Origin of the sequence: Lentzea sp. NPDC006480 (assembly GCF_040611995.1) — a bacterium.
Lineage (GTDB): Bacteria > Actinomycetota > Actinomycetes > Mycobacteriales > Pseudonocardiaceae > Lentzea.
The window spans coordinates 1-18,031 of the sequence record NZ_JBEXPJ010000175.1; the positions used below are offsets into that span (position 1 = coordinate 1).

13 protein-coding genes are annotated in these 18,031 nt (G+C 70.2%); 11 read left to right on the forward strand and 2 right to left on the reverse strand.

The window, feature by feature from the left end; translation table 11 throughout:
- The first annotated feature begins 218 nt into the window (after positions 1 to 218).
- Complete coding sequence (locus ABZX92_RS39105; RefSeq protein ID WP_355570520.1) at positions 219 to 779, forward strand: hypothetical protein; 561 nt, start codon at positions 219 to 221, stop codon at positions 777 to 779.
- A gap of 12 nt (positions 780 to 791) precedes the next feature.
- Here the strand turns inward: ABZX92_RS39105 and ABZX92_RS39110 are convergent, their stop codons facing one another.
- Positions 792 to 1,991 (reverse strand): right-handed parallel beta-helix repeat-containing protein, encoded by a 1,200-nt coding sequence (locus tag ABZX92_RS39110; protein ID WP_355570521.1) that lies wholly within the window; start codon positions 1,989 to 1,991, stop codon positions 792 to 794.
- A 219-nt stretch (positions 1,992 to 2,210) separates the two neighbouring features.
- Between ABZX92_RS39110 and ABZX92_RS39115 the strand changes: the two genes are divergently transcribed.
- The 10 genes from ABZX92_RS39115 (at position 2,211) to ABZX92_RS39160 (ending at position 17,357) form a co-directional block, all read left to right on the forward strand.
- On the forward strand, positions 2,211 to 3,413 hold the full coding sequence (locus ABZX92_RS39115) for a calcium-binding protein (protein WP_355570522.1): 1,203 nt from the start codon (positions 2,211 to 2,213) through the stop codon (positions 3,411 to 3,413).
- Between the two features lie 15 nt (positions 3,414 to 3,428).
- Positions 3,429 to 4,256, forward strand: a complete 828-nt coding sequence (locus ABZX92_RS39120; protein ID WP_355570523.1) for a hypothetical protein — start codon at positions 3,429 to 3,431, stop codon at positions 4,254 to 4,256.
- 74 nt (positions 4,257 to 4,330) lie between these two features.
- The gene (locus ABZX92_RS39125; RefSeq protein WP_355570524.1) at positions 4,331 to 7,402 is read left to right on the forward strand and encodes a tetratricopeptide repeat protein; all 3,072 of its coding nucleotides are present in this window, start codon (positions 4,331 to 4,333) and stop codon (positions 7,400 to 7,402) included.
- 149 nt (positions 7,403 to 7,551) lie between these two features.
- Complete coding sequence (locus tag ABZX92_RS39130) at positions 7,552 to 10,887, forward strand: diguanylate cyclase (RefSeq protein ID WP_355570525.1); 3,336 nt, start codon at positions 7,552 to 7,554, stop codon at positions 10,885 to 10,887.
- A gap of 145 nt (positions 10,888 to 11,032) precedes the next feature.
- Entirely contained in the window at positions 11,033 to 11,896 is an 864-nt protein-coding gene (locus ABZX92_RS39135; protein WP_355570526.1) for an alkaline phosphatase family protein, read from the forward strand.
- Positions 11,897 to 11,898: 2 nt separating this feature from the next.
- The gene (locus ABZX92_RS39140; protein WP_355570532.1) at positions 11,899 to 13,158 is read left to right on the forward strand and encodes an MFS transporter; all 1,260 of its coding nucleotides are present in this window, start codon (positions 11,899 to 11,901) and stop codon (positions 13,156 to 13,158) included.
- Positions 13,155 to 14,138, forward strand: a complete 984-nt coding sequence (locus ABZX92_RS39145; RefSeq protein WP_355570527.1) for a hypothetical protein — start codon at positions 13,155 to 13,157, stop codon at positions 14,136 to 14,138. The genes ABZX92_RS39140 and ABZX92_RS39145 overlap by 4 nt, the downstream gene beginning before the upstream one ends.
- A 90-nt stretch (positions 14,139 to 14,228) precedes the next feature.
- Positions 14,229 to 14,852 carry a TetR/AcrR family transcriptional regulator gene (locus ABZX92_RS39150; protein WP_355570528.1) on the forward strand — a complete coding sequence of 208 codons (624 nt, stop codon included), beginning with the start codon at positions 14,229 to 14,231 and terminating at the stop codon, positions 14,850 to 14,852.
- Positions 14,849 to 16,513, forward strand: coding sequence for an FAD-binding dehydrogenase (locus ABZX92_RS39155; protein WP_355570529.1), 1,665 nt, complete (start codon positions 14,849 to 14,851; stop codon positions 16,511 to 16,513). Before ABZX92_RS39150 ends, ABZX92_RS39155 begins: the two co-directional genes overlap by 4 nt.
- 1 nt (position 16,514) lies before the next feature.
- Positions 16,515 to 17,357 carry an MBL fold metallo-hydrolase gene (locus tag ABZX92_RS39160; RefSeq protein ID WP_355570530.1) on the forward strand — a complete coding sequence of 281 codons (843 nt, stop codon included), beginning with the start codon at positions 16,515 to 16,517 and terminating at the stop codon, positions 17,355 to 17,357.
- A 292-nt stretch (positions 17,358 to 17,649) separates the two neighbouring features.
- On the opposite strand, the gene ABZX92_RS39165 is transcribed toward ABZX92_RS39160, so the two are convergent.
- Entirely contained in the window at positions 17,650 to 17,877 is a 228-nt protein-coding gene (locus ABZX92_RS39165; protein WP_355570531.1) for a DUF2188 domain-containing protein, read from the reverse strand.
- Between the last annotated feature and the right edge of the window lie 154 nt (positions 17,878 to 18,031).

An 18,031-nucleotide genomic window follows, 5' to 3' on the forward strand; every position in this document is an offset into this window, starting at 1 on the left:
ATCGACAAGGTGGTCGCCAAGAACAACATCTCGGACTAGTCGCCGACGGTGGCGAGCGGGTCCACGCCGTAGTTGAGCGCGTACCCGTTCTCCACGCGACGCGCGGCAACATCCCGGTGACCGTCGACGCCGCCGCCTGAACCCGCTCGAACCTCGCAGCGGTCATGGCCCGCACCGCGCTGGGTCATGACTGTCCACATCGAACAGAAGGAAATCCTGTGACTGCCACCAGTTCCGCCGCGTCGTCCTTGCGGCGGTTGTACTTCGTCCGTGCCGCCTTCGCGCTCGTCTGGGCCGTCCTGGTGGGCGTGACCGCGGCGAAGCTCGGCCCGATCGGCATCACGCTGGTCGTGATCTACCCGCTGTTCGACGTCGCCGCGGCCGTCGTCGACGCGCGTGCCACCAAGCAGTCCCAGAACGTGCTGGGCCTCTACGTGAACATCGCCGTCAGCTCACTCGCCGCGGTGGGCATCGCCGTGGCCGGCGCCACCAGCGGAATCCCCGGCATCCTGCAGGTGTGGGGTGCCTGGGCCATCGTGTCCGGCATCGTCCAGCTCGTCGTCGGCGTCGGCCGGCGCCGGATGGGCGGTCAGTGGCCCATGATCCTCAGCGGTGGCCTGTCCGTGGGCGCCGGCACGTCGTTCATCCTGATGGCCTCGCAGCCGAACGCCGCGCTCACCACCGTCGCGGGCTATGCCGCGGTCGGCGGCATCTTCTTCCTGGTGTCGGCGATCCGGCTCGGGTCCGCGGCGAAGAAGTCGCCCGCGCTGGCAAGCTGACGGGACTACCCGCTACGCACACACGACGCCGAGACATCCCGAGGGGTCGCCCGAGGAGTCGTTCCCGCCGCCGTCCGTCACCGATCCGGGGACCGCTTCGATGCCGTACTCGGCGTTTCTCCTGGTGATGTTCCCGGCGATCTCCACGGGTGCGCCCGCGGGGACGTTCACGTGGATGCCGTCGTTGATCGGGCGGCCCGCGTTGTCGACCCGCCCGCCGGACCTCTTCCCGTTCGACTTCAGCGTGTTCCCCGCGATGAGTGCCCGGTAGCCGATGTGGTTCGACGAGGACTCCAGCAGGATCCCGGCGACCGCGTTGTCGGTGAACGTGTTCTCGGAGATCGTGATCCCGTCCTCCAGGCCGGTGAACTGGTCGGACGCGTCCACTCCGATCTGGTTTCCGGTGAACCTGTTCTTGGTGACCTGCAGGTTCGTGGACGAGGCAGGCTGCTGGACGAAGACCGCCCGATCGCCGTTGGTGAAGCGGTTGTCGGTGATCGTGGTGTTGCGGCAGGCGTTGAGCACCCTGACGTAGCCCTGGTTGAAGACGTTGCCGGACACCGTCAGCCCGTCCGCCTCACGCAGACCCACGCCTGATCTGATCAGGGTGCTGCCCGTGAGCGAGGCGTCGTTCGCGTTCGTCGAGAAGAACACGTCGCTGTCGACGAAGGTGGAGCCGGAGATCTTCGGTGACCGGCTGCTGAGCTTGAGATCGAGCCCGGCCTGGACGAACTGGGTGTCGGTGACGGTCAGCCCGGAGGTCGTGTTGATCTCCACCCGGCCGCGGCGGATCTTGCTGCCGGTCAGCTTCAGGTCGGTGCTGCGGTCCGCGGTCTGGATGTTCTGGCTGACGTTGTCGGTGATGCTCAGGTCGGTCATCTCGCTGCCGGCCGATTCCGCGAAGAACACGCCGCGGTCGAAGCCGGAGATTCTGCCGTTCCGGACGTGGACGTGATTCTGCCCGATCACGGAAATTCCGGTACCCGTGCCGGATCCGGTGATGCTGTGGCCGTTGAGGTTCACGACGACGTCGCCGGCCTTGACGACGAGTCCGGGGCCGGTGCAGTGGAGGTTGGCGGAAAGCGTGATGTCGGCGGTGACCGTGTCGCCGCACGCGGGGGAGGGCGCGGCGGCCTGGCCCGGTCCGGCGGTCACCGGCCCTGTCAGGAGTGTTGTGGTAGCGGCCAGGATCAGTCGAGTCGTGGTTCGCATGGTTGAGGAATCCCCCGGAATTGGGGCCGTGTTACAGCACGGACGACATTTCGGGAATTGATTCGACAGCGTCGGGAAAATGATCGCCGGTATTGCTCCGGACGGGTGCTGATTCCACTGCGAGCTGACTTCCGGTGCGTGGGCAGCGGATTCCCAGAGCTTGCCCAGCGGCGTGGGGCAGGGTCGGCCCACACGCATTCGAGGTAGGGGAGGAATCTGATGCGACCTGCCATTCTGGCCGCCGCCGTGCTCACCGCCGCCCTCGCGGTCCCGGTGCTGCCGGCGTACGCGGCCACCACCTGCAACGGGCTGCCGGTCACGATCTCCGGGACGGCGGGCAACGACTCGATCATCGGCACACCCGGCAACGACGTCATCGCGGCCGGCGCGGGCAACGACCTCGTGCTCGGGCTCGACGGCAACGACACCGTCTGCCTCGGCACCGGTGACGACCTGTTCGACGGAGGCACGGGCGACGACACGATGGTCGCCGACGCGGTCGCTGACGGCGCGGACACCTACGTCGGGAACTCCGGTTCCGACGCGGTCACCTACGTCGCGCGCACCACGGCGGTCACCGTCACGCTCGACGGCACCGCCAACGACGGCGCGGCCGGTGAACGCGACAACATCGGCGCCGACGTCGGGCAGATCATCGGCGGCGCGGGCAACGACGTGCTCGACGCGAGCGCGGGCAAGGTGCAGACGTTCGTGTTCGGCGGATCCGGCAACGACACGCTGTCCACGAACTTCGACGCCTTCGGTGGCGCGGGTGACGACACGCTCAAGCTGGTCAACAGCGGCAGCGGGGGGCTGGTCGGCAACGACGGCAACGACACGCTCTTCGGCGGGCCCGTCCGCGACAACCTCACTGGTGGCAACGGCAACGACAAGGTGTTCGCCGGTGGTGGCGACGACGAGCTGTTCGGCGGGCCCGGCGACGACCTCCTCGCGGGCGAGGCCGGCAACGACGACCTGTTCGGTGAGGAGGGCAACGACGAGCTCATCGGCGGTCTCGGCAACGACGCCGCGAACGGCGGCGACGGCAACGACGTCTCCGACTCGCTGGTCTCCTTGGACGGCAGCGACTTCTTCTTCGGTGGCGCGGGTGCCGACACCGCGAACTACAGCCCTCGTCAGTCCGGCGCGGGCAAAACGATCACCATCAGCCTGGACGCGGTCGCCGACGACGGCGAGCCCGGCGAGGGCGACAACAACTGGACCGACGTCGAGAACGTCAACGGCGCGGTCGGGCCCAACATCATCACCGGCAACGGCAACGCGAACGTGCTGCGCGGCGGCCAGTCGAACGACGTGATCCGCGCGGTCGACGGCATCTCCGGCAACGACACGGTCATCGGTGGCTTCGGCACCGACCTCTGCACCGCCGATCCCGGCGACACCAAGGACTGCGAGCTCTGAAAGGGGCGGAAACCCATGTACAGACGCAAGTTTCTGCGCGGACTCGTCACAGCGGGCGCGGCGCTGGCTCTTCTCGCCGGCGTGACGGCTCCGGCCGAGGCCGCGCTGCTCGACGAGGTGAGCGGCAACGGGCACGGCACGATCTTCCGTGCTGCCGGAAGCAATTTCGGCGTCCCGCTGCTGGCCCGGTTCCAGTACCACTTCACCGGCGGCGACCACCACATCCGCCAGGTCTCGGCGATGCCGTTGCCGCAACAGATCGGAGTCGAGGTCGCGTTCGCCGACGAGAACGGTGACGACGACTACGGCTATCGCGTCTCCACCGAGCACGTCGACGCGACCGGTGTCGTTCAGGCCTCGTTCCACGGCACGTGCGTGGGACAGTGCTCGGCGTTCCTCTTCACCCGCCCGGCCGCGGACGTCGTGTTCGTGCTCCAGGGCTTCCGGGTCACCTTCGAGAACGGGGACCACCACCTCGACAAGATCGGTGTGCAGGAGGACAACGGCATTCTGACGACGACGTTCCGGGACAACAACGGCGACGACCCGTTCACCTACGACGTCAGCTACGCCTGGGTGCCGCGCAGCAGGTTCGGCGTCATCACCGAGACCTCGAGCGCGGTGCACGCGAGCGGTCTGGCCACCCCGGCGGCGTTCGCCGGCGAGAAGGTCATCCGCGGTTTCTCCATGGACAACCTGAACACCGGGGACAGCGGCGACAACCACATCCGGGACCTCGGCGTGGTGGCCACCGCGAACAACTTCGAGATCCGTTATGGCGACGACGACCCGAGGAACTCCGCCGACTGGCGCTATCTCGTCCGGTACGGCGTCGTGTTCTGACCGAGGGGTGTATCTGAGACGGGTGCGGCGGCACTTCACGAGGAGAGTTCTTCTTCCTCGTGCGGAGGCACGCCGTGCCCGTCCAGTTCAAGATCCTCGGTCCGTTGGAGGTGCTGGCCGACAACGGGGTGCTGGTGCTGGGAGGGCCGCAGCAACGGGCGCTCCTCGCATTGTTGTTGGTGGAGGCCAACAGGGTGGTGTCGCAGGAGCGGCTGATGACCGACCTCTGGGGCGACAGTCCACCCGCGACGGCGAAGAACCTGTTGCACGGCTGCGTTTCCGGACTGCGCCGCGTGGTGCCGGCGGACCGGCTCGTCACGCGGTCTCCCGGCTATCTCCTGCGGGTGCTTCCCGGCGAGCTCGACGCGGACGAGTTCGAGCGGCTGGCAGCGAAGGACCTGCTGTCCGCCGCGCTGGAGCTGTGGCGGGGTCCGGCGTTGCACGACGTGGACCTGGACGCCTGCCGGGTCGCGGCGGCGCGGCTGGACGAGCGGCGGCTCGTGGTGCTGGAACGGCGGATCGACCTCGACCTCGACCGCGGCCGGTTCGCCGATCTCGCCGCCGAGCTGGCGGTGCTGGTGCGCGAACACCCGTTGCGCGAACGGTTCTGGGCGCAGCTGATGGTCGCGCTGTCCGGCACCGGCCGGCAGAACGACGCGCTGGCGGCGTTCCGGCAGTTGCGCGCCACGCTCGTCGAGCAGCTGGGCATCGAGCCGAGCGCGGTGCCCAGACGCGTCGAACGGGCGGTGCTCGCGGGCGACGACGCGCTCGCGGCCTACCGGGAGCACGAACCCCTGTCGCCGGCACCGGAAAGCCCGGTGCCGGCCCAGCTGCCAGCGGGTGTCCGCGCGTTCACCGGACGGTCCGCCGACCTCGACCGGCTCGACGCGCTCGTCGCCGCCGAGCCGGCTCGTCCGTCCGTCGCGGTGGTCGCGGGTGCGGCCGGGGTCGGTAAGACGACGCTGGCCGTGCACTGGGCGCACCGCGTGCGCGACCGGTTCGCCGACGGCCAGCTCTACGTGAACCTGCGCGGGCACGCCTCGACTTCACCGGTGCAGCCCGCAGGCGCGCTGGCCGGATTCCTCGCGGCGCTGGGACTTCCGGCCGCCCAGATCCCGCTGGACCTCGACCGAGCTGCCGATCTCTACCGCACGATGCTGGCCGACCGGCGGATGCTGGTGCTGCTCGACGACGCCCGCGGGGTCGACCAGGTCCGTCCGCTGTTGCCGGGCGGTTCCGGCTGCGTCGTCGTGGTCACGAGCAGGTACGGACTCGGCGGCCTGGTCGCCCGTGACGGCGCCGCCCATCTCGCGCTCGACGTGCTCACACCGCCCGAGGCGGTCGCGTTGCTGCGCGACACGCTGGGGGAGCGGGTCGACGCCGAGCCCGCGAATGTCGCGGAGCTCGCGCGCCTGTGCGGATTTCTGCCGCTGGCACTGCGGATCGCCGCCGCCAACCTGACGTTGCGGCCCGGCCGGACCGTCGCCGCGCACGTCGCCGCTCTCGCGGTGGACGACCGGCTCGACCGGCTCGCCGTGGTCGGTGACGACGAGACCGCTGTCCGCGTCGCGTTCGACCACTCGTACGCGGCGCTGCCAGAGGAGGCCGCCCGGCTGTTCCGGCTGCTCGGTCTGGTGCCGGGACCGGACTTCGCGGTCGCGGCCGCCACGGCGTTGCTCGGCGCCGACGCCGGGCCGGTGCTGGACCTGCTCGCCGACGCCCATCTTCTCCTCCAGCCTGCACCGGGCCGGTACGGGTTCCACGACCTGCTCCGGCTGTACGCGGCCGAGCGGGCCGCCACCGACGACGACCGCGACGCGGCGCTCGGGCGGCTGTTCGACTGGTATCGGCACGGGGTCGACGGCGCGGCCCGCACGCTCGACCCCGAGGCGGTCCGGCTTCCGCTGGCGACGGCGGAACCTCTTGCCACGTCGGCGGAAGCGCTTGCGTGGCTCGACGCGGAGCTGGCCGGACTGGTCGCCGTCACCCGGCTCGCCGCCGACCGCGGACCGGCACGGGTCGCCTGGCAGGTGACGGCCTCGCTGCGGCTCTACTTCTGGCGTCGCATGTGCACGGTCGAGTGGCTGGCGATCGGGACGGCGGGGCTCGAAGCGGCGACCGCCGAGGGTGATCTCCCGGGACAGGCCGCGGCGACCCTCTGCCTCGCCGACCTGCACCGGTTGCACGGCCGCTACCGGGTCGCGATCGAGCACTACACCCGAGCCGCCGCACTGGCGCGGTCCGGCGGCTGGCTCGACGGCGCCGCCGTGGCGCTGGGAAACCTCGGCACCGCGCACTTCTGGCTGGGCGACCTGGCGCAGGCCGCGGAGCACTACCGGCAGGGCCTCGACGTGGCGGTCCGCACCGGCCGCACGGCGGGGGAGGCGAACACGCTCGGCAACCTCGGGCTCGTCTGCGAACTGCAGGGCGAGCTCGACCGCGCCGTTGAACACCACCGGCGCGCCCTCGTGCTGCACCGCGAGCTGGGCGCCCGGCAGAAGGAAGCGGTGAACCTCGCGAACCTCGCCGACACCTACCACCAGCTCGGCCGGCTCGACGTGGCGTACGACCACGTCACGCAGGCGCTGGAGTTGCACCGCGAGGTGGGTGACCGCGGCGCGCAGGCCGAGTCGTCGCGCATCCTCGCGCGCATCTGGCTGGACCAGGGCAAGCACGACCGGGCACTGGATCGCGCTCTCGAAGCGGTCGCGCTCGCCACCGAGACCGGCCATCTCCCGGTGGCGACGAACGCGCTCAACACTCTCGGCGCGGTACGGCTGCGCAGGGGAGAGGCCGCCGAGGCCCGCGCCGATCACGAACGCGCACTACGACTGGCCCGCACCGCGGGCACTCTCTACGCGGAGGTCGTCGCCCTCACCGGCCTCGCCGCGTGCCACCTGCGCCTGGGTCTTCCCGGCCGCGCCCGCACGCTCGCCGAGCACGCGTTGGCCGAGGCCGATCGCGTGGGCTTCCGCATCGCCGCCGCCGAGGCCCTCACCGTGCTGCTGGAGATCCATCTCCGCACCGGTGACCACGAGCGGGCGGCGGCGTGCGGGCAGCAAGCCCTTGCCCTGCACCGGATCACCGGTCACCGCTACGGCGAGGCCCGCACCGCGCTGCTGCTCGATCACGACGGGCTGGGATGATCCGACCTGTGCGGCCATAGCTGATCGGCATGGCTGATCCGGAGAGTCTTGATGGTTGGTTGTGGTACTCGTTGGGTACCGTCCGGAAGCCGCTTCGGTTACGGTACGCGGCTTACGAAAGCGGTCGTCCAAACCTCTAACGGAGCGTCGTGACCGATCCTCCCGATCTCGACCGCGGTGTGCTCCGCACGCTGCTCACCGACGTGGTCACCGGTGCGCTCGCGCGTGGGGGGCTGAACGGCTGCCTCGACGGCGCGATCGCCAGGGCCCGGCAGATCGGCGGATGCTGCTCGGTTTTCGTGTTCGACGTCGACCACTTCAAGACCGTCAACGACGCGTACGGGCACGCGCGCGGTGACGTGGTGCTGCGCTCGATCGTCGAGCGGGCCAAGGGCGTGGTCCGCGACGCCGACGTGCTGGTGCGCTACGGCGGGGACGAGTTCGTGCTGGTGCTGCCGGAGACGGGCGCGGTGGAGGCGCTGCAGGTCGCGTCGCGGCTGGTCGACGCCATCGGCACCAAGCCGTTCCCGGGAAGTCCGCCGCTGTCGGTGTCGATCAGCCTCGGCCTGGCCACCTACCCGGACGACGCGGGCGACCGGCAGTCGCTGATCGAGCTCGCCGACCGCCGCAACTACCTGGCCAAGCGCCGCGGGCGGGGCCGTGCGGTCGGTGACGACCTGCAGGCGAGCGGGCGGCGGTCGTCGGAGAGGTTGCTGGAGCGGGACGCGGCGCTGGCGGTCGTGCGCGACTTCCTGGTCCGCCTGGACGCGTCCGGACGCGGCGCGCTGCGGGTGGTGGGCGAGCGCGGCGCCGGGCACACCAGGTTCCTGGCCGAGGTCGGGAAACTGGCCGGGCTGCGCGGGTTCGAGGTGGTCGACGGGATCGCGGAACCGGCAGGGCACGCCGAGCGGGTGCTGGTGCTCGTCGACACCGACGCCGACCTCGCGGACGTGGGACGGCGGCTGCGGCGGCTGGCCGGCTCCGTGCGGGTCGTCGGGCTGGTGCAGGCGGTGCACGATCCCGCCGGACCGGCGCCGCCGGTGCTGCCGCTGCTGGACACCGCGGTGCTGGAGCCGTTGTCCGAGTCGGCGTTGCACGTGTGGCTGCGCTCGACGCTGCACGGTGAACCCACGCGGGAACTGGTGCACTGGCTGGCCCGGCGCAGCGGTGGTTTCGTCGCCCAGGCCGAGCGCGGGCTGACGCAGCTCGCCGGCCGCGGCCACCTGGAGCAGGGCGGCAACGGGGACTGGGGCGTGTCCGCGGCGGCGCTGGCCCGTGCCGACAACGCCCGGCGGCGCCTGCCCGCGGCGGTCAGCAGCCTGGTGGGCCGGGCGCGGGACGTCTCGCGGATGACCGACCTGCTCGCCGAACGACGGCTGGTCACCCTGACCGGCGCCGGTGGCATCGGCAAGACCCGGCTGGCGCTGGCCGTCGCCGGGGCCGTGGCGGACGAGTTCGCGGACGGCGCCGTGTTCGTGTCGCTCGCCGAGGCCACCACGACCGAGATGGTGGTCTCCGCGGTCGCCGCGGTGCTGGAGGTGCCGGAAGGCACGAACGAGCCGCTGACCGACGCGGTGATCCGGGCGTTGAGCGGGCTGGAACTGCTGCTGGTGCTGGACAACTTCGAGCACGTGCTGAGCGCGGGCTCGTTCGTGGCGGCACTGCTGGCCGCGGCGCCGGGAGTGCGGGTGCTGACCACGAGCCGGCAGCGCCTGCGCCTGTCCGGCGAGCAGGTCTACCCGGTGCCGCCGCTGCCGGTGCCCGACCTGGACCGCCTGCCGTCGCGGCCGGAGGAGACCGACGAGGCGCTGGCGTCCTGGCCCGCGCTGGCGTTGTTCGTGTCGAGGGCGACCGAGGCCGTGTACGGGCTGACGTTCTCCGCGGACGACCTGCGCGCCGCGGCCGAGGTGTGCGTCCGGCTGGACGGGCTGCCGCTGGCCATCGAGCTCACCGCGGCGAACTGCGACGTCCTCTCGCCGACCCAGATCCTCGACCAGCTGAACGACCAGTCGGAGCTGCCCGCCACCGGGCCCCAGGACCTGCCCGCGCGGCAACGGACCCTGCGCGCCACCATCGACTGGAGCTTCGCGCTGCTCGACGCGGACGACCAGGAGCTGCTGACCCGCCTGGCGGTGTTCGCCGGTGGCTGCACCGCCGACGCCGTCGCCGCGATCTGCCTGCCGTCCGGCGAAACGACCGAGAGGCTGACCAAGCGGCTGAACGGACTCGTCGACCGCAACCTCCTCGGCGCGCGGCACACCGAGGACGGCCTGCGGTACACGATGCTGGAGACCATCCGCGCCTACGCCGGCGAAAAGCTGGCCGACGACGAGGTGACCGGGCGCCACACCGCTTTCTTCGCCGAGTTCGCCGAACGCGCGGACCGCGGCCTGGGCGGCCACGACGGAGCGGCGTGGTACGCGCGGGTCAGCCGCGAGTACCTCAACCTGCGCGCGGCGCACACCAGGGCCATGGCAGCCGGTGATCTGCTCACCGCCGCCCGGATCGTCCTCGGCGTCAACCGGTTCTGGCAGAAGGGCTGGCACATCCGCGAGGGCCGGGAATGGCATCGCCGCCTGCTCGCCGGGAACGGGCTGCCAGAAGGCGTTCGCGGCAGGGTGATGGACTCCGCGGCGTTCCTCGCGATCAAGCAGGACGACCAGGCGACGGCCCGGTCGCTGGGCGAGGAGAGCCTGCGGATCGCCCGCGGGCTCGGTGACCACGACCTGATGGCCCAGGCGCTGAACGTCGTCGGCCTCGTCGCCAGGCAGAGCGGTGACCTGGACCAGGCCCGCGCGTACTTCGGCGAGTGCGTGGAGATCGAGCAGGCGCACGGGAAACGCGGCAACGTCCTGGCCGCGGCGCGCGGCAACCTGTCGATCATCGCCCGTTTCGAGGGCGACCTGCACACCGCGCGCGACCTCATGCGGCACAACGTCGAGCTGGACCGCGTGGTCGGCAACCTCCGCACGCTGCTGCTGGATCTCGTCGGTCTCGGCGACGTCTGCGTGGACCTGCGCGACGCAGCCGCCGCTCGCCCGCTGCTCACCGAAGCAGTCGAGACCGCCAGGCAGATCGGCGACATGGGCGGTGAGGCGTACGCCTGCCACATCCTCGGCCGGCTCACCCGGCTCGAAGGCGACCCGGTCGAGGCGTACCGCCTCTACACCGCCGCCATCCGCATCCACCACGGGTTCGGGGACCGGTTCGCGGTCCTCTACACGATGAGCTCGCTCGTCGACCTGCTCAGCACGGTGGACGCCGAGTCGGCCGCGAAGATGCTCGGCGCCGTCGGGGTGATCCGCGAGCAGGACGGCTCCCCGATGACCAAGCACCAGCTGGCCGTCCGGGACGGCACGGTGCGCCGCATCCGGGCCACGCTCACCGACGCCGAACTGGACGCCGCGATGGCCGCCGGAGCCGCGCTGGATCTCGACGCCCTGGTCGCCTGCGCCTTCGAGGTGGACCCGGCGGTGTTCGCCTAGGACAGGCGTTACCGCATTTCCTGCTGCGTGAAAATCGCGGTGCTGTTCAATCGTGCAGAGGACGGCCGGAAACCGCCGATGATCGTCGAATCTGGGATTAGATGCGAGCGAAACATCCGCCGCCGCTCGACTTCCTGGAGGATCCATGTTCGTCAAGCGGATCGCGGTGGCGACGATGGCCGCGGCCGGCCTCGCCGCGACTGTCGCCGGTTCACCCGCGGACCCGGTCACCGCGGTCAAGCCGGTGGTGGCGTCGGTGCCCGCCTTCGACCACATCGTGCTGGTGATGTTCGAGAACAAGAAGTACTCGTCCATCAACGGAAGCTCCAGCGCGTCCTACTTCAACCAGCTCGCGGCGAAGAGCGCGAAGTTCACCAAGTCGTTCGCGATCACGCACCCGAGCCAGCCCAACTACATCGCGCTGTTCTCGGGTTCGACCCAGGGCGTTGACGACGACGCCTGCCCGATGAACCTCGGCGCGAAGGAGAACCTCGCGACCCAGTTGGCGGGCAAGGGGAAGAAGTTCACCGGGTACTCGGAGGCGATGCCGTCCGACGGCTACACCGGCTGTTCGAGCGGCACCTACAAGCGCAAGCACAACTCCTGGGTGGACTTCAGCAACGTCCCCTCGTCCAGCAACCGCAGGTTCTCCTCGTTCCCCAGCGACTTCACGAAGCTGCCGGACGTCGCCTTCGTGACCCCCGACATGTGCAACGACATGCACGACTGCTCGATCGGCACGGGCGACAGCTGGCTCAAGAAGAACCTCGACGCCTACGCGACGTGGGCGAAGACGCACAACAGCCTGCTCATCGTCACGTTCGACGAGGACAGCAACACCTCGGTGAACCAGATCTTCACCACGTTCACCGGCGCGCACGTCAAGCCGGGCAGCTACAGCGAAACGATCAACCACTACACCGTGCTGCGGACCATCGAGGCCGCGCACGGCCTGCCCGGTATCGGCAACGCGGCGCAGAAGTCGCCGATCCTGGATGTGTGGCAGTAGCGGTGTACCTGTCGACGATCGGCCGCCGGGAGCACTCCGGCGGCCTGTCCCGGCGGACGCTGCGCGCGCTGGGCGGAAACGTCCTGGCACTGGGCACGGTCAGTCTCGTCACCGACATCTCGTCCGAGATGGTCACCGCCGTGCTGCCGATCTACCTGGTGGTCGGGTTGCATCTGAGCCCGCTGTCCTACGGCTTGTTCGACGGGCTGTACACCGGGGCGACGGCCGTGCTGCGGCTGGTCGGCGGCTACGTCGCGGACCGCGCCGGGCGGAAGAAGGCCGTCGCCGGGATCGGGTACGCGCTCTCGGCCGTGGCCAAGCTGGGGCTGGTGGCCGCCGGGTCCTCGGCGGCCGCGATCGGGGCGGTGCTGACGGCCGACCGCACCGGCAAGGGACTGCGGACCGCGCCACGGGACGCGCTGATCACCTTGTCCGCGCCGGAATCCATGCTCGGCCGCGCGTTCGGCGTACATCGGGCGATGGACAGCGCCGGCGCGTTCGCCGGGCCACTGGTCGCGGTGGCCGTGCTGGCCGCGGCCGGATCGTCCACCGGCGCCGACGGTTTCGACGCCGTGTTCGTGACGAGCTTCTGCATCGCGGCCTTCGGAGTGCTGCTGCTCTGCTTGTTCGTGCGGGACCGGCGTTCGGCGCCGGCGACGGCCGCGAGTGTGTCGCCTCGCGCGGTCGTCTCGCTGTTGCGTGACGCCGGGGTGCGACGGCTGCTGCTCGCCGCCTGCGTGCTGGGAACGGTCACCATCGGCGATGGTTTCGTGTACTTGTTGTTGCAGCGCAAGGAAGACATCGCGAACGGATGGTTTCCGCTGCTGGCGGTCGGGACCAATCTCGCCTACCTCCTGCTGGCCGCGCCACTGGGTGCGCTGGCCGACCGGGTCGGCCGCCTGCCGGTGATGCTGTGCGGCTACGGCGGGCTCGCCGTCGTGTACCTGCTGCTCCTCAGCCCGGTGGCGGGCTGGCCGCTGTTCGTGCTCACGCTCGGGTGCTACGGCGCCTTCTACGCCGCGACCGACGGTGTGCTGATGGCGCTGGCCGGCCCGATCCTGCCGGAAGCGCTGCGCACCACCGGCATCTCGATCGTGCAGACCGGCCAGGCCCTGTCGTACTTCCTCTCGTCCGTCCTGTTCGGACTGTTCTGGCAGGTCTGGGGTGCGGGCACCGCGGTCGGTGTGGCCGCCGGTATGGTGCTCCTGGCCGTCGTCGGCACCGTGTTGCTGCTGGTGCCGCGCAAGGAGGTGCGTGCTTGACCACCCGCAACCGTGTTCTGCTCGCGCTCGTCGGAGTCGTCGTCCTGGCAGTGACCGCGGTCGTCTACACAGGACTCGTCAGGGCTCGCAACCGCGCCACTGCGGTCGCGACCACCGACGCGGTGACCCTGAGCGGACCACGTTTGCTGTTCCGCAGCACGGCGGACGCGGAACGCGGGCGCCTCGCGACGGTGGCGGCCGACGACCCCGGTGGCGCGCGGGCGGTGTCGAACATGACCTGCAACCGGGTGTACGCCGCCGGCGGCACCGGCCTCTGCCTGCGCCCGGAGCACGGGCTGACCACCTACCAGCTCGTCGTGTTCGACGCCGCGCTGGCCGTGAAACAGGAGATTCCGCTGGTGGGGCTGCCCAACCGGGCGAGGGTCTCGCCCAGCGGGCACCGGGTGGCCTGGACCGTCTTCGTCACCGGGGATTCCTACAACGGCGGGAAGTTCTCCACGCGTGCCGGGATGCTGGACACCACGAGCGACTCTCTTGAGGCCACGCTGGAGGACTTCGGTGTGACGGTCGACGGGAAGCCTTACCAGGCCGCCGACCTCAACTTCTGGGGCATCACCTTCGCCCAGGACGAGAACCGGTTCTTCGCGACGATGTCGACCGGCGACCACCGATACCTGGTGGAGGGCGATTTCTCGGCGCGAACCGTGCGTGCGCTCCGCGACAACGTGGAGTGTCCTTCCCTGTCCCCGGACGGGAAGCGGATCGCGTTCAAGTCCGCTGTGGACGGTGACCCGGCGAAGGGCTGGCGGCTCTCCGTGCTCGACCTGGCGACCGGTGGCGTGACGCCCCTCGCCGAAGGCCGCAGTGTCGACGACCAGCCCGCCTGGCTCGACGCGCGGACCATCGCGTACGCGATCCCGCGCGGCGGCGGGCACTCCGACGTCTGGGCGGTGCCGGCGGACGGCACGGGAGCGGCACGGCTGTTGATTCCCGAGGCGGAGTCTCCCGCCGCACTCTGACCACCGCGTTGAGCTAACACACGTTGTGACGTGCCTCTCTTGGATACACGGATGTATCCGATACATTGGTGTATCGAACGGGAGGTGCACGTGGTCACCAAGCGGCGGATCCAGACGCGGCAGAGACTGCTGGAGTCGGCCGTCGCCGTGTTCGCCGAGGAGGGTTTCGGCCGGTCCACCGTCGAGCAGGTGTGCGCGCGGGCCGGGTACTCGCGCGGCGCGTTCTACTCGAACTTCGAGACTCTGGACGAGCTCTTCCTCGCCGTGTGGGAGCAGCGGTCGGCCGAGTTGATCACCCGCATGCGGGAGGCGTTCGAGGACTTCCAGCAGGACACCGCTGGTGACGTCGCCGGTGATGTCGAGGGCGTGGTCGCGAACCTGCTGCGGGCGGTCCCGGTGGACGAGGAGTGGTTCCGCGTGAGCGCGGAGTTCACCGCCCACGCGCTGCGCTACCCCGAGCTGCGGCGGGTGATCGTCGAGCGCGAGCGGGCGATCGCGGCGTCGACCGCGCCGTTCCTGCTGGCCGCACTGGCCGGGATCGGCCGGACCGTGCCGGATCCCGGCGCGCTCGGGCAGGCGCTGGTCGCGGTGCACGACGGGACCGCGCTGCAGTGCCTGAGCGAACCTGGCGACCCCGAGCCCTGGCGGCGCCGAGCCGCCCTGTTCAGCCACGTCATCACCGCGTACAGCGTCGAAAGCAAGGAGCAGTCATGACCTACGAAGCCGACGTGATCGTGGTGGGTGCCGGGCTCGCGGGCCTCGTCGCCACCTACGAGCTCACCAAGGCCGGGCGCCGGGTGCTGGTCGTCGAGCAGGAGAACCGCGCGAACCTCGGCGGTCAGGCGTTCTGGTCGCTCGGCGGGCTGTTCCTGGTCGACAGCCCCGAACAGCGCCGCAACGGCATCAAGGACTCCTACGACCTCGCCCTGCAGGACTGGCTGGGCTCCGCCGGTTTCGACCGCGACGACGAGGACCACTGGGCACGGCAGTGGGCGGAGGCCTACGTGCGGTTCGCCGCGACCCAGAAGCGGCAGTACCTGCGCGATCTGGGACTGCGGTTCACGCCGGTGGTCGGGTGGGCCGAGCGCGGCGGCGGGCTCGCCGACGGTCACGGCAACTCGGTGCCGCGCTTCCACCTGACCTGGGGCACCGGGCCCGAGGTGGTGCGGGTGTTCCTCGAGCCGGTGCTGGAGGCCGAACGCCGCGGGCTGGTCCAGTTCTCGTTCCGCCACCAGGTCGACGAGATCGTCGTCGAGAACGGTGCCGCCGTGGGTGTGCGCGGCAGTGTCCTCGAACCGTCCGACCTGGAGCGCGGCCAGGCGTCCTCGCGGGTGGTCGTGGACAGCTTCGAGCTGCGGGCCAAGGCGGTCGTCGTGACGTCCGGCGGGATCGGCCACAACCACGACCTGATTCGCGCCAACTGGCCGGTCGACCGTCTCGGCAAGTGCCCGGAGACCATGATCTCCGGGGTGCCCGCGCACGTCGACGGGCGGATGCTCGCGGTGAGCGAGCAGGCCGGCGCGAACCTGGTCAACCGCGACCGGATGTGGCACTACACCGAGGGACTGCACAACTGGGACCCGATCTGGCCGGACCACGCGATCAGGATCATCCCCGGCCCGTCCTCGATGTGGTTCGACGCCACCGGAAAGCGGCTCCCGGCACCGAACTTCCCCGGTTTCGACACCAACCAGTCGATGAAGGCGATCCTCTCGACCGGCTACGACTACTCGTGGTTCGTGCTTAACCAGACGATCATCAACCGCGAGTTCGTGCTCTCGGGTTCCGAGCAGAACCCCGACATCACCGGCAAGGACCTCCGCAAGACGCTGACCAGCCGCGGTGGCAAGGAAGCACCCGGCCCGGTCGAGGCCTTCAAGAAGCACGGCGTGGACTTCGTCGTCGCGGGCACCATCGGGGAGCTCGTCGCCGGCATGAACAAGATCGGCCGCGGCCCGCAGCTGGACCCGGCGGAGATCGAACGGCAGATCGTCGCGCGCGACCGCGAGACCGGCAACAGCTTCTCCAAGGACCTCCAGCTGATGGCCATCGGCAACGCCCGCCGCGGCCTGGGTGACCGGCTGGTGCGGGTCGCCAAGCCGCACCGGATCCTCGACCCCGCGCACGGACCGTTGATCGCGGTCCGGCTCAACGTCCTCACCCGCAAGACGCTGGGCGGCATCCAGACCACCCTCGACTCGCAGGCGCTGCACACCGACGGCACGCCGTTCCCGGGCCTGTACGCCGCGGGCGAGGTCGCCGGGTTCGGAGGTGGCGGCGTGCACGGCTACAACGCGCTGGAAGGCACCTTCCTCGGCGGCTGCATCTTCTCCGGGCGTGCGGCGGGCCGTGCCCTGGTTCGTGCGCTGGCCTGAGATGCCGGTTCGATCCACCTTCTTCGGGACGTCGTCGGTGCACATCACCGACGGCGTCTCCGGCATCCTCGTCGACGGCTTCTTCACCAGGCCGTCACTGCTCCGCGTCGTCCTCGGCCGGCCCATCGCATCCTCTTCGAACGTTGTCGCCGCCACTCTCGCGCGAGGCGGTATCGAGCATCTCGACGCGGTGTTCGTCGCGCATTCCCATTACGACCACGTCCTGGACGCCCCCGAGATCGTGCGGCGCGCCGGGGGAGTCCTGCACGGCTCGGAGTCGACGCTGAACGTCGGACGCGGCGCCGGTCTGGGCGCGTCCTCGATGAAGCGCGTCAGCGACGGCTCCACGCACACTTTCGGGGACTTCACGGTCCGGGTCTTCGAAGGCGTGCACAGTCCGGGCGACAGGTATCCGGGCACGATCGACTCGCCGCTCGTACCGCCTGCCAGGGCGAGCGCCTACCGCACCGGCGGCTGCTACTCGTTCCTCTTCGAGCACCCGACCGGCACGATCCTGGTCCACCCCAGTGCCAACTTCGTTCCGCACAAGTTCGACGGCCTGCGGGTCGACCTGCTCTACCTCGGCATCGGCGGCCTCGGTGCCCAGCCCGCCCAGTTCCAGGACGACTACTGGCAGCACACCGTCGAGGCCACCCGCCCCGGCCTCGTCATCCCCGTGCACTGGGACAACTTCGGCCGATCACTCGGCAGGAGGCCGCGCCCAATGCCGCGGCTCCTGGACAAGTTCGCCAGGACGAAGGACCTGCTCGACCGCAAGAGCGCCGAGTCGGGCATCCCCGTGCGTTTCCAGCAGCCCTTCGACACGATCACCCCGTTCGGCTGACCACCGTCCACAACAGACCGTCCGCAAACGCTGACCCCGCGCGGGGTCACCACCCGCGCGCGCATCGTCGCGGCTGCGGCCCAGATGCAGGTCGGTGCCTGACGTTCGAGTACTGCGGGCCGAGGGGTTAGTCACGTCGGAACGATGCTCGTATCGCTTTCCGTTGCAGCGCTTCGACTTCCACAGGGGTTCGACGCGCGTGGCTTCGGGCCTGCCGGGTCTCTGCTTCCGATCTGCCGTCCACTGTGGAGCACGAGCGTGTACGGCGAAGCGGTTGCGCAGGAGCCTGCTGTCACCCGGGGATGTTGCGCGGGTCGCTGCTGCGCGGATAGGTGTTCTTCTCGCCGATCGTGCCGTCCATGTTGCGGATGACGTGCTCGACCCCGCGTTCGATCGCCATCTCGCGGCCCTTGGCGACGGCGTCGGCCTTGGTGTCGTGCGTGCTGGACGCCTGAGAGTTGCCTTCGACCTTGTTCTTCCACGTTCCGTTCTCGTAGTAGGTCTCGACGTCGCCCTGCATCACGGCCTCCTCGCTCGTCCGGTCAGAACGTGGATGCCCAGCAACAAGATCTACGACACGTGCACCCGGCTAACAAGCCCAGCGGTTCTCCGCGAGCCACGTCGCGGCGTGGTGCAGCTTGACGTTGGACGCCGCGACCAACGCCGGGCTTCCC